Annotated in this window: 7 protein-coding genes and 5 pseudogenes; 5 read left to right on the top strand and 7 right to left on the bottom strand. The window is 69.9% G+C overall.

Annotated elements, in window-relative coordinates:
* The first annotated feature begins 158 nt into the window (after positions 1 to 158).
* From GJ633_RS09010 to GJ633_RS08995, 4 genes and pseudogenes are all read left to right on the top strand, one after another.
* Positions 159 to 1,525: pseudogene (locus GJ633_RS09010) on the top strand (alanyl-tRNA editing protein).
* Entirely contained in the window at positions 1,522 to 2,550 is a 1,029-nt protein-coding gene (locus GJ633_RS09005; RefSeq protein WP_156588548.1) for an AIR synthase family protein, read from the top strand. The pseudogene GJ633_RS09010 and the gene GJ633_RS09005 overlap by 4 nt, the downstream one beginning before the upstream one ends.
* Before the next feature lie 126 nt (positions 2,551 to 2,676).
* On the top strand, positions 2,677 to 3,921 hold the full coding sequence (locus GJ633_RS09000) for an acyl-CoA dehydrogenase family protein (protein ID WP_156588547.1): 1,245 nt from the start codon (positions 2,677 to 2,679) through the stop codon (positions 3,919 to 3,921).
* Positions 3,918 to 4,518: pseudogene (locus tag GJ633_RS08995) on the top strand (HAD family hydrolase). The gene GJ633_RS09000 and the pseudogene GJ633_RS08995 overlap by 4 nt, the downstream one beginning before the upstream one ends.
* An 18-nt stretch (positions 4,519 to 4,536) precedes the next feature.
* Here the strand turns inward: GJ633_RS08995 and GJ633_RS08990 are convergent.
* Positions 4,537 to 4,932 (bottom strand): DUF5822 domain-containing protein, encoded by a 396-nt coding sequence (locus GJ633_RS08990; RefSeq protein ID WP_321168994.1) that lies wholly within the window; start codon positions 4,930 to 4,932, stop codon positions 4,537 to 4,539.
* Positions 4,933 to 5,062: 130 nt separating this feature from the next.
* Here GJ633_RS08990 and panB point away from each other — a divergent pair.
* A pseudogene (panB, locus tag GJ633_RS08985) lies at positions 5,063 to 5,867 on the top strand (3-methyl-2-oxobutanoate hydroxymethyltransferase).
* Positions 5,868 to 5,888: 21 nt separating this feature from the next.
* On the opposite strand, the gene htpX reads toward panB, so the two are convergent.
* The 6 genes and pseudogenes from htpX to GJ633_RS08955 all read right to left on the bottom strand — a co-directional run bounded on the left by htpX (position 5,889) and on the right by GJ633_RS08955 (position 12,019).
* Positions 5,889 to 6,758, bottom strand: a complete 870-nt coding sequence (gene htpX / locus GJ633_RS08980) for a zinc metalloprotease HtpX (protein WP_156588546.1) — start codon at positions 6,756 to 6,758, stop codon at positions 5,889 to 5,891.
* 118 nt (positions 6,759 to 6,876) lie between these two features.
* The gene (flaJ, locus tag GJ633_RS08975) at positions 6,877 to 8,613 is read right to left on the bottom strand and encodes an archaellar assembly protein FlaJ (protein ID WP_321168993.1); all 1,737 of its coding nucleotides are present in this window, start codon (positions 8,611 to 8,613) and stop codon (positions 6,877 to 6,879) included.
* Positions 8,614 to 8,616: 3 nt separating this feature from the next.
* Positions 8,617 to 10,289, bottom strand: a pseudogene (locus GJ633_RS08970) (type II/IV secretion system ATPase subunit).
* A 33-nt stretch (positions 10,290 to 10,322) separates the two neighbouring features.
* A complete protein-coding gene (locus GJ633_RS08965) occupies positions 10,323 to 11,075 on the bottom strand; it encodes an ATPase domain-containing protein (RefSeq protein ID WP_156588545.1) in 753 nt (250 codons plus the stop codon).
* A 1-nt stretch (position 11,076) separates the two neighbouring features.
* Positions 11,077 to 11,544, bottom strand: coding sequence for a flagellar protein G (locus GJ633_RS08960; protein ID WP_156588544.1), 468 nt, complete (start codon positions 11,542 to 11,544; stop codon positions 11,077 to 11,079).
* Positions 11,545 to 12,019, bottom strand: a pseudogene (locus tag GJ633_RS08955) (flagellin). It lies immediately after the preceding gene.
* Positions 12,020 to 12,168 lie beyond the last annotated feature (149 nt).

The following is a 12,168-nucleotide window of genomic DNA, read 5'->3' as shown; positions in this document are numbered from 1 at the left end:
TCGCGGCTTCGCCGCTCGCGTTCGCCGCCTCCCTCGCGCTCGGTTCGCTGCCGCCTCCGGCGGCCGCTCACCGGAGCGCGCCGGCCGCACCGCGTCGTTCAGTTATAAACAATCGCCGGTGCCCAGCTATTTATTCGGCCGCGCCCCACGACCGGGCAATGACCGCGTCACGCGCGCCGGCCGAGCCGGCGGTCCGCGAGTTCGAGGCGACGGTGGAACGCGTCGACGGCCGCGAGGTCGTCCTCGACGAGACGTACTTCTACGCCGAGTCGGGCGGCCAGCCGGCCGACCGCGGCACGATAGACGGGGCCGTCCTCGACGCGTCGTCGACCGGGACGGCCGGGTGGTCCACCTGCTGGCCGACGGCCCAGACGACGTGACGCCGGGCGAGACCGTCACCTGCGTCGTCGACGACGCGTTCCGGACGTACTGCACCCGGGCGCACACCGCCTCGCACGTGCTCTACGGCGCGGCCCGCCGGACCTGTGAGGACCTCGGGTACGCGGGGTTCGACATCGCGCCGGAGAAGGTGCGCGTCGATCTGACCACCGCGGCGCCGCTCGACGACGCGGACCTCGTCGAGCTGGAGCGGCTCGCGAACCGGGCGGTCTGGGACTCGCTGCCGGTCTCGTGGGAGACGCTTCCGGAAGACGAAGCCCGCGCTATCGAGGGAATCGCGTTCAACACGAAGACCGAAGAGGGCGCGATGAGCGGCACCGAGGACGTCCGCGTCGTGACGGTCGGCGGGGATGCTGACGTCGTCGGAGACGGAGCGGACAGAGCGGGTGGAGCAGACGGAGCAGACGGAATGGACGGCGAGACCGACTGGCAGACGGCCGCCGATCCGTGGGACGTCGCCGCCTGCGGCGGGACGCACGTCCGGAACACGGCCGAGATCGGCCCGATCTCGGTGCTGGAGCGCTCCAACCCCGGCGAGGGCGTCACCCGCGTCGAGTTCGCGGTCGGCCCGACGGCGATCGACCACGAGGCCGCGGTCCACGCCGCCGCCCTCGACGCCGCGGCCGCCCTCGACACCCGCGTCGCCGACCTCCCCGACGCGGTCGACCGGCTCCGGGAGGAGGCCGACCGGCTCGAAGACGACCTCCGCGCGACGCGGACCGACCTGCTCGCCGCCCGCCTCCGGGAACTCCCGACGACCGAGGTCGACGGCGCGACGTGGGCGATCGGGACCGTCGACGGCGCGGACCCGAACGACCTGCGCGGCCCGGCGGACGCGATCGTGGGTGGCGGGGCGGCGGAGACGGACGACGCCCCGGACGCGCTCGCGGCCGTCGGCACCGGCGACGCGCCCTTCGTCGTCGTCGCGGTCGCGGACGACGTCGCGGGGAGCGCGGACGCCCCAGGCGACGACGAGAGCGAGACTCCGGCGATCGACGCCGGTGCCGTCGTCGACGCGGTCACGGACGCGTTCGGCGGCGGGGGTGGGGGTGGACCGACGTTCGCGCAGGGCGGCGGCCTCGACGCCGACCCGGAGGCGGTCGTCGCGTGGCTCCGCGACCGATGACGGGGAAGCTCGGCCCCGAGGCGCTCGCTGAGGTGCTCGCGGCGACCGGGGCGGACGACCCCGCCGTCGACCTCGGTCCCGCCTACGGCGAGGACGCCGCCGCGATCGACCTCGACGGCGCGGCCGGGACGCTCGTCGTCGCCGCCGACCCGCTGTCGCTGGCGGCCGACGCGGTCGGCGAGCTGGCGGTCCACGTCGCGTGCAACGACGTGGCGGCGAGCGGCGCAGACCCGCGATGGCTCACGCACACGCTCTTCCTGCCGGACGACGATCCGGCGCGGCGGCGGACGGTCACGACGCAGGTCGACGAGACCGCAAGCGCCCTCGGCGTCGCGATCGTCGGCGGCCACACGGAGGTGTTGCCGTCGCTGGAGCGGCCGCTCTGTTCGATGACCGCGCTCGGCACCACGGACCGGTTCGTCCCGAGCGGCGGCGCGTCGCCGGGCGAGAAGCTCCTGCTCACGAAGGGGGCCGGCATCGAGGCGACCGCGATCCTCGCGACCGACTTCCGCGAAGCGTGTCTGGACGCCGGCGTCTCGGCGGCGACGCTCGATGCGGCTGCCGGCTTCCTCGACGAGGTGAGCGTGATCCGCGACGCGCGGGCGATCCGCGACGCCGCGACCGCTCTCCACGACCCGACCGAGGGGGGACTGCTCACCGCGCTCGTCGAGACCGCGGCCGCGAGCGGTGCCGTCCTCGCCGTCGAGCGCGACCGCGTCCCGGTTCGACCCGAAACGCGGGCCTGCTGTGACGCGCTGGGCGTCGACCCGCTCGCGACGTTCGGGTCGGGCGCGCTGCTGGCGGCGGTGCCCCCGGAGCGGGTCGACGAGGCGGTCGACGCGCTCGCCTCGATCGACGTCGACGTCGGCGTGATCGGCGAGGTGCGGGCGGCCGATCCGGACGCGGATGACGGGAAAGCGACCGGCGGCGAGGGGACGACCGGCGACGGTCCGGGAGCGGTGTTGCTCGACGGCGAGCGGATAGCCGAGGCGCCGCGCGACGAGCTGTACCCCCTCTGGGAGTGAGTTCGAACGGGGCCACTTCGTGGTGTTCGATAACCTGCCACGTGACGTTCGATAACACGATCCTTGGTAGTTGACAACACACCACTATCGCGCACCTTTTTTCCCGACGCGACCGAACGGGTCCTCATGACCGGAGCACGCGTCGGATCGTCGCTCACGGACGAGCAGCGGGCGGTCCGCGATCTCGTCCGGGAGTTCGCCGTCGAGGAGGTGCGCCCCGGAGCGGCCGCGGCCGACGAGACCGGAACGTTCCCCGAAGACGTCTGGGACGGGCTCGTCGACATCGGGATGACGGGACTCACGGTCCCCGAGGAGTACGGCGGTTTCGACGCCGAGGCGACGACCTACGCGGTCGTCAACGAGGAGCTGGCGTACGGATCGCTCGCCGTCGCGACCGCGCTGTCGGTTCACTGTCTCGTCGCCACCTGTCTCGCCGAGTTCGGGAGCGAGCCCCAGCGCGAGCGCTGGCTCCCGAGGATGGCCGAGGGGCGCCCCGTGGGGATGTTCTGTCTCTCGGAGCCGGGAGCGGGCTCGAACCCCGCCGAGATGGAGACGACCGCGACGTACGACCCGGAGACCGACGAGTACGCGCTCAACGGGGAGAAGCAGTGGATCACGAACGGGGAGCGAGGCGGCGTCGCCGTCGTGTTCGCGAAGGCCGCCGCCGACGCCGAGGGTGCTGACGGCGAAAGCGACCCCGGCGACGAAAGCGGTCCGGGGGACGCTCCTGACGACGCTCCCGGCGACGATCCGGACGACGAAACCGCGATCACCCAGTTCCTCGTGCCGGCCGACGCGGCGGGGTTCGAGGTCGGCCCGAAAGAGGAGAAGCTGGGCCTCCGGGCGTCCGACACGACGGGGATCACCCTCGACGACTGCCGGGTCCCGGCCGCGAACCGGCTCACCGAGGTGGGTGCGGGGCTCTCGGCCGCCTTCCGGGCGCTCACGGGCGGGCGGATCGGGATCGCGGCGCAGGCGGTCGGGCTCGCGCAGGCGGCGCTCGACGCCGCGACGTCGTACGCGACGGAACGCGAGCAGTTCGGCGGGCCGATCGCCGACATCCAGGCCGTCCGACACACGGTCGCGGAGATGGCGACGGACGTCTCGGCCGCCCGCCTGCTCGTCCGCGAGGCGTGTCGACAGGCGGAGGCGGGCGAGGACCCTCGCGTCGCGGCCGCCAAGGCGAAGTACCGCGCCAGCGAGGCCGCGATGTCGGTCACCAACGAGGCGCTCCAGATCCACGGCGGGTACGGGTACACGACCGACTTCGACGTCGAGCGGTTCTACCGGGACGCGAAGGTCACGGAGATCTACGAGGGGACGACCGAGATCCAGAAGACGATCGTCGCGCGGGGGGTGTTGGGCCGATGAGCGGGTCCCCGGTCGACCCCGCCGTCTACGACGCGGTCGTCTACGACCTCGACGGCACCCTCGTGGAGCTCGCCGTCGACTGGGAGGCCGTCGCGGACGCCGTCCTCGACGTGTACGCCGAGCGCGCGGTCAAGCCGCCGACCGACGAGCTGTGGGGGGCTGTTGGAGGCCGCCGACCAGTACGGGATCGGCGCGCCGGTCGAGGAGGCCATCGCGCTCCACGAGCGCACCGGCGCGCGCGAGTCGACGCTGCTCCCGCTCGGCGAGCGGCTGCGCGACGGCACCGACCGGGACGGCACCGACGGGGAGCGCGCGAAGGCCGTCCCGGTCGGGATCTGTTCGCTCAACTGCGAACACGCCTGTCGGATCGCGGTCGAGACGCACGGACTCGACGCCGCCGTCGAGGCGGACGCGATCGTGGGCCGCGACACCGTGGGGTCACACAAGCCGGAGCCGGACTCGTTGCTCGCGGCGGTCGAGCGGCTCGGTGCCGAGCCGGAACACGCCCTGTTCGTGGGCGACTCGCGCCGCGACGCCGTCGCCGCCGAGCGCGCCGGGGTCGCGTTCGCGTGGGCGTCGGAGCTGATCGAGCGCTGAACGCGACCGAGACCGAGATTAGGAGTCGGAACGACCGGAGCCATCGTCGCCGCGATCGGAGCCACCGCTGGCGTCGGCGTCGGTGTCGTCGGTGTCGTCGGCGTCTTCGGTGTCGTCGGTGTCGATGTCGACGTCGCTCGGCGCGCTCGCCTCGTCGCCATCCGCGCCGGCGACGCCGCCGTCACCGGCGTCCGCCCGTCTCGCGTACGCCGCCACCGCGACGGCGGTGACGAACCAGATCGGCGCGCCGACCCGGACCGCGAAGGCGGCTCGGTCCCCCCACGAGTCGAGGGTGACGAACGCGGACAGGACGGCGACGACCGGGGCGCCGACGAGGATGGTAACGACGAACGTCGTCTGCATCACCCACGCGTAGTCGACGCCCTCGAACTCCGCCCGTTCGACAGGTTGCACGGCCGAGGCTCCGGGACGGACGTGCAAATCGGTGACGGTCCCCAGTCGCGTCGGCCGCGGGGACGCGCCCCGCGCGGATCGACGCCGGGGATCCCGGCGACTTTAACCGGTCGGCCGGGATCGTTCGAGCATGACCACGACGCGGGAACTGCGGGACCGCGATGAGCCGATCACGATGCTGACGGCCTACGACGCGCCGACGGCGGCAGTCGTCGACGAGGCCGGGATCGACGTCATCCTCGTGGGCGACAGCATGGGCAACGCCGTGCTCGGCTACGACTCCACGCTCCCCGTGACGTACGACGAGGTCGCGAGCCGCACCGCGTCGTCGCGCGCGCGACCGAGGACGCCCTCGTCGTCGCGGACATGCCCTTCCTGTCGTTCGGCGTCGACGAGGCGGAGTCGGTGAGAAACGCCGGCGGGCTGTTGAAGGAGGCGGACGCGACGCGGTGAAGATCGAGAGCGGTCCCCACACCGTGGAGACGACCCGACGCATGACCGAGGTCGGGATCCCGGTGATGGCGCACCTCGGACTGACGCCCCAGCACGTCAACCGCCTCGGCGGATACACCAGACAGGGGACCGACCGGGACGCCGCCGCCGAGATGATCGACCTGGCGGAGGCGCACGTCGAGGCCGGGGCGTTCGCGCTCGTGCTGGAGCACGTCCCCGCGAACCTCGCCGGGGCGATCACCGAGGCGGTCGGGATCCCGACGATCGGGATCGGCGCGGGTCCCGACTGCGACGGGCAGGTGCTCGTGATCAACGACGTGGTGGGGTTCGGCGAGTGGTCGCCGCCGTTCGCGGAGCGGTTCGGGAACGTGCGCGAGGAGATGCTCGACGCCGTCTCGGCGTACCGCGACGCGGTCGAGGAGGGGGCGTTCCCCGCCGAGGAACACGCGCACGTCGAGGAAGGTCTCGAGGACCTGTACTGACCGCAACGAGTCCGGGTTCTATCAGGCGGTCTCCATCTCGCGTTCGAGCTCGCGGAGCCGCTCGACGCGGTTCTCCGTCGACGGGTGCGTCGAGGCGAGCTTGCCGATGAAGCCGGCGCGGATCGGGATGATGAAGAACGCGTTCATCTCGGCCTCCTGGCGGAGGTCCTCCTTCGGCACGCGGTCCATCCGGCCGTCGATCGTCATCAGCGCGGACGCGAGCGCGCCGGGCTGGCCCGTGATGAGCGCCGCGCCGCGGTCGGCGGAGTACTCGCGGTACCGCGAGAGCGCGCGGATCAAAAGGAACGAGACGATCCAGACGAGAAGCGAGACGACGATCGCGACGATGACGGGCGCCCCCTGCCGGTTGTCGCCGCCCAACAGCCACCCCCACCGCACGATGAAGAAGGCGATGGTGGAGAGGAACGACGCGATGGTCATCACCATCACGTCGCGGTTCTTCACGTGCGCCAGCTCGTGGGCGAGCACGCCGTCCAGCTCGTCGTCGTCGAGCGACCGGAGCAGGCCGGTGGTCACCGCGACGGTGGCGTTCTTCTTGTTCCGGCCGGTCGCGAACGCGTTCGGCACCTGCGTGTCGGCGACCGCGACCGTCGGTTTCGGGAGGTCGGCCTGCTGGCTCAGCCGATCGATCCGGCGGTGGAGGTCCGGGTACTCGTCGGCGTCGACCTCGCGGGCGCCCATGCTCCGGAGCGCGAGCTTGTCGCTGAAGAAGTACTGCGCGATCGAGAACCCGCCGAGCATGATCAGCGGGAACAGGAAGTTGCCGAAGTACGTGGTCAACACGCCGACGAACACGACGTAGAGGGCGAAGAGCAGGAACATCGTGAACGCCATCCGTCCACGCAGCCCCCAGTCGGTCTGCCAGTTCATACCCGTCTGTTGCCGGTCGCGGCGTTAAAGCTTGCCGGAGCGAGAAGGCCGCGTCGTCCGTCGCTGGCGGGCTCGATCCGGGGACGAGAGCGTGGCTCCACGACACCGGATCGACAGCTCAGATCGACAGGATCGCGTTGACGAGCGTCCGGGTCGCGATTGCCGTCACGGCGCCGAGCCACGTCAACAGCACGAAGTGGATGTACCCGTTGGCGGGGTTCCCGCCGTCGATTCGCCGGATCATCTGCGAGGAGAGCGCGGCGTTGAACAGCACGACGGTGAGCAACAGGTACTCGATGAGCGGGATGTCGTACGCGCTCGGGTAGACGATCTGACCGATGTCCATCTGGTCGATCCCGAAGTCAGCCGTCAGGTCGGCGAGGATCGCGACGATCTCCAGCCCGATGAAGAACGCGAACGTCGCCGCGGCCGTGATCCCGTACAGCAGGCCGATGAACGTGACGGCCGCCTGCCGCCGCTGCTCGCGGAGCTGGTTCACCGCGTTCATGTTCGCCGAGATCAGCTCGCCGAGCAGCTTCGGGTCGCCGCCCATCCGCCGGCCGACGAGGTACATCTCCGAGAACTTCTGGATCAGGTACGATCGCGTGTCGTGCGTGAACGACTGCCACGCACCCGCCGTGCTGATCCGCATGTTGAGCCGGCGGTAGAGCCGCTCGATGGCGGGCGAGAGGTCGCCGAAGTTCTTCTCGCGCAGCGTCGTCAGCACGTCCGTCGTCGTCGACTGCTTCGCGCTCTCGGTGGCGCCCAGCGCGCGAATGAACGACGGGAACTCGCGGTCGCGGGCGCTTATCGCCTGTTCCTCCTGCCGGAGGATCACGCCCGTAACGACGAGCGGGGAGATGGGGACCGCGATGTACAGCGGCAGCCGGACGTCGTCGAGGAACCACAACAAGCCCGGGAGTCCGGGCCCGTACCCGAACATCCCGGCAGTCGTGATCCCGATGAGGATGAAGGAGAGGCCCCCTCCGATCCCGAGCGACGCCCAGAGCTTCAGGTCGCCCGGGGCGCGCCCGTCGGGGTGGAACCAGATCGGGTCGTACGGCGAGGTCGCTCGGATCATCGCGTAGAATCCGAGCTGGACGAAGACGAAGAGGACGATGACGGCCGCCACGGTCGCCGTCGGGTCGTTCCCGGTGAGGATCGGGAGCACGATGGCGAACACCAGCGCGAACGTCATCGAGAGGATCATCGACATGTAGAGGTCCTTCATCACCTCCAGGTTCGACAGCGACGACTCGTAGCGCGTCTCGTACTTCGCCAGCATGACGTCCTGTTCGGAGACGAGGAACGCCTCTAACGACTGGCCGGCGCCCATCGTGTAGCCGAGCCGGTCGAAGAAGTCGGCCATCGCGTCCGAGGGCACCTCCTCCGCCCGCCGGCGACACGCGTCGTCAAGGCTCTGGTTCCAGGTGTCGACGAGGTGCACGACCCGGCGGATCTCCTCGGCGGCGGCCCCGTACTCTCCCTCGTTCGCCAGCGTCCGAAACACCTCCATGCGGTCGATATTCGTCGTCGACAGCACCGTCATGTGGGTCATCACGAGGTGGAGCTGGTTGTCGATCTGGGTCTCCAGGCTGCTGAGGTAGATCTTCGGGTAGACGATCGCCGCCACCAACACGAGCCCGCCGAACATCGGCACGGGGATCCGCGCCGAGAGCGGCAGGGGAAGAACGAACAGCCCCGCGACGGTCGCGAGGAACACGACGACGGCAGGGACCAGGACCGCCCCGACGTACGTCCGCTTGGAGATGTCGAGCTTCTCGTAAGACGCCAGGACGTCGCCGGTGAGTTGTGCCGCGGTCGCGAGCCCGTCGCCGACCTGTCGCACCGCCACGGGTCACCTCACGTTCCGGTGCATATCGAAGGGGAGCCCCTCGACGCCGTCGCGCTGGAACGCGTCGATGGCCCGGTTCACCGCGTGGTAGCCCAGAATGTCCTCCCCGATCATGCGCTCTATCAGCTCGGCCCGGAACGCCAGGTCGTCGTAGATGTCGCGGGTGTCGGCGTAGCCGAGCAGCGTCGCGATCTGCTCTTCTAACACGTACGAGTTGTTCATCCCCTGGAAGACGATGTCGTCCTCGACGGGGTCCCAGGTGAACACCTCGCGGGTGACGACCCCCTCCATCTCCTTCGAGTACCCCTCGATCTCCTGGACGCTCGTCACCCGCCGGAGCACGTCTCGCCCTGTTTCACCCGGTTCTGGAACAGCGCGACGTCGGCGTTGTCCATGAACGTCTCCGGGACGTTGATCGGGTCGGAGGTGAACCGCTGGATCATCGAGACGATGTCGGACGCGTGGAAGGTCAGCATGACCGGGTGGCCGGTCTGAGCCGCCTGGAACGCCATGCGCCCCTCGGCGCCACGGACCTCGCCCACGACGATGTAGTCGGGACGCGACCGGAGCGCGGCCGCGACCAGGTCGAACATGTCGACGTCGGAAGAGCCCTCGCCGCCGCCCTCGCGGGTCAGGAGCTGCTGCCAGGTGTTGTGCGGCGGCACGACCTCCGCGGTGTCCTCCGCGGTGTATATCTTCGAGTCGGACGGGATGAACGACAGAATCGCGTTCAGCGTCGTCGTCTTCCCGGAGGCAGTCTCGCCGACCACGAACACGGTCTGTTCGTTCTCCAGACAGAGCCAGAGGTACGACGCCAGCTCCGGCGACAGCGTCCCCCAGTCGGTGATCTGGTTCACCGACAGCGGCACCTCCTCGCCCTGTCGGATCGTGAGCGAGGAGCCCTTCAGCGAGACGTCGTCGGAGTAGATGATGTTGATACGCGAGCCGTCCGGCAGCGTGGAGTCGACGATGGGGTCCGAGTCGGACAGCGGGTCCCCGATTCGCTCGCCCATGTTGCGCAGCCAGTTGTCGAAGCGCTGTTTCGAGCCGAAGTCGACAGTCGTCTCCAGCATGCCGAAGGTGCCGTGGTCGACGTGGCACTCGCTGGGGCCGATGACGTGGATGTCCTCGTTGGCCGGGTCCCGCATCACCGGTTCCAGCGGACCGAGCCCGACGATGTCGCGGTTGAGCCGGTAGCGGATGTTCTCGTAGGTCTCCTCGGTGACGGAGAGCTTCCCCATGTTGAGCACCTTCGAGACGCCGCGTTTCCACCCGGTCGCGGCGTCGTCGATGTGCGTGACCTCCTCTAACAGCTCCTCGATGAGGTCGTCGTACTCCGCCTCGGAGCCGGGAGCGCTGTGCTGACCGCTGACGGCGAGCAGCCGGTTTTTCACCTCGTCGAGGACGGCCGCCTGCGGACCGGACACCTCCGGTTCGACCGTGTAGTACTTGGTGTCTTGTCCCAGGTCGCCGTAGATGTGGCTGTAGATCGGTCCGCCGACCGGGTAGATCACGTTGGGGCGGTCGGACTCGTACTCCGGTTTCGGCTCCTCGACGAACTGCGGGAACTCCCCGGTGATCTGTTTGAACTCGCGGAGGTGTTCTCTGAGGTGGGGCCGCCGCATGGCCGCCTGTCGGAGGTCGTCGGACGGCTTCGCGGTTCCGTGTTCGGTCATGGTCTACTGTGGGTCATGGTCGATTCGGGCGCGTCAGGCGACGCTGCGGCTCTCGATGACGATTCCGGTCCCCGACCGCACCGAGAACCCGATCGTGTCCCCGACCTGTTCGCCCATCCCCGCGAAGCGTTTCACGTTGATCTGCCGGCGGATGTCGCTGCCGACCTCGATCATCTCGAGTTCGAGGAAGACGTCCGCGATCGACCGGAACGGACCGATCGCGTCGGCGTCGACCGCCGAGGGGTCGACGGTCAACACGACGACTTTCCCCTGCGAGATGATATCCCGGAAGAAGGAGATGATCTCGAGGGCGGCCTGCCGCTCCTCGTTCTTCCGGACGAGCGCCTCGAACGTGGGGTCGTTCCGGAAGATGGCGTCGAACGTGTCGAGGAAGATCACGTCCGATCGCCACATCGCCTCGGCGTCCATCAGCCGCTTGAGTAGCTCCTTGCGCTCCCCGTCGCCGTCGGAGAACGCCCCGCCGGAGTCGAAGTCGGCGTGGAGGAACAGCAGCTCCTCGTTCAAAATCGGCGTCACCACGTCGTACTCCAGCGAGTGCATCTGGTCGATGAAGCCGCGGACGGTGAGTTCGGTCGACATTATCGTTACCGAGGCGCCCTCCCGGACGAGGCCGTAGGCGAACCGCTGGGAGATGGCGCTCTTGCCGGCGCCGTAGTCACCTTCCATGAGGACGATACTCCCCCGCGGGATCCCGCCGCCGAGCTCCTTGTTGAGCCGGTCGCGATCGCCGAGCCCGAGCGACAGCAGGTTGTCTGCGCGCGGCATCTCAGGCCTCCACCCGGAACCGGAACAGCTCCTCGTCGCCGTTTGTCGTGAGGTACACCCGGTGGTCGCCGGTCGCCAGCGTGCCGGTGTCGATGGTCAGCCGCAGGACGTCCCCGCGGTCCCACGTGGCGCCGTCGTCGGCCGAGACCAGCTCCCCGGTCGTGTTGCTCGGCCGGACGTACGCGCCGTCGAAGACGACATCGATCCCCGAGCCGTCCGGCGCGAGCCGTTGTGTCCCGGTGTTCTTCACGAGCAGCGTCACCTCGCCGCTGCCGTCGTCGTACACCCCCGCCTGCGCGTCGGAGATGACCGTCACGTCGGTCCGGAGCTGCTCCGTGGCGTCGAGCCCGGCGTCCTCGACGGCCGCGCTCACGCGGTCGACCCCGGTCGTGACGGTGCCGACGACGCCGGCGGCGATGACGAGGCTCGCGACGAACAGGATGAGGTGCGAGACGGGGACGCTCGCCATCTACCCGCTCACCTCCGTGACGGTTCCGGCGGCGCGGACGCCGGACTCGACGACGAGGACGACGCGGGTTCCGTCCGTGACGTTCGTGTCGAGGTCACCCTGGTCGACCGTTACGGTCAGCGTCTCGCCGCCGAGCCAGAGTTCCGTGTCGCTGTAGCCGTCGACCGTCGTGTCCGTCGCCGCGCCGCCCACGTCGACGTACTCGTTGCCGACCACGAGCGTCGCGTCGCCCGCGACGAGCCCGACCGCCCCGTCGTTTTTCGGCCTCGACGGTGAGCTCCGCGGACGCGTTGTCGTACGTCGCGTTCGTCACGGCGAACGCCGTGTTCTGCCGCTCGAGCGCCCGTTCGGTCTCGGCGTGCCGGGCGTCCGTGACGCGGTCGAAGCCGTTGGCCGCGACCGGGTAGAACGCGGTGAACGCGAAGAACATCCCCGCGACGACGATGGCGGTGGACGCAGAGACGCTAACGCCCATCTCCCCACCCTCCGTCGGCCGGGTCGGCGCGGTCGGAACGTGGGCTCGGGTCGTTCATCGGCCGCGGATCGCCGCCGGTCCGCTCGTGCCCGTTTCGGCTGGGTCCATCTCGGTCGGGAACCGGCCGTCCATCTCGGTCGGGAACCGGC

Source organism: Halorubrum sp. CBA1125, assembly GCF_009742825.1.
Taxonomy (GTDB): Archaea; Halobacteriota; Halobacteria; order Halobacteriales; family Haloferacaceae; genus Halorubrum.
Note: the sequence above shows the minus strand (reverse complement) of the source record. Positions and strands in the feature narration are given on the sequence as shown.

What these genes read in the sequence shown, in the direction of transcription:
- GJ633_RS09005 (WP_156588548.1), top strand. Translation starts at nt 1,522, where the DNA reads ATGACGGGGAAGCTCGGCCCCGAGGCGCTCGCTGAGGTGCTCGCGGCG.
- GJ633_RS09000 (WP_156588547.1), top strand. Translation starts at nt 2,677, where the DNA reads ATGACCGGAGCACGCGTCGGATCGTCGCTCACGGACGAGCAGCGGGCG.
- htpX (WP_156588546.1), bottom strand. Translation starts at nt 6,758, where the DNA reads ATGAACTGGCAGACCGACTGGGGGCTGCGTGGACGGATGGCGTTCACG.
- GJ633_RS08965 (WP_156588545.1), bottom strand. Translation starts at nt 11,075, where the DNA reads ATGCCGCGCGCAGACAACCTGCTGTCGCTCGGGCTCGGCGATCGCGAC.
- GJ633_RS08960 (WP_156588544.1), bottom strand. Translation starts at nt 11,544, where the DNA reads ATGGCGAGCGTCCCCGTCTCGCACCTCATCCTGTTCGTCGCGAGCCTC.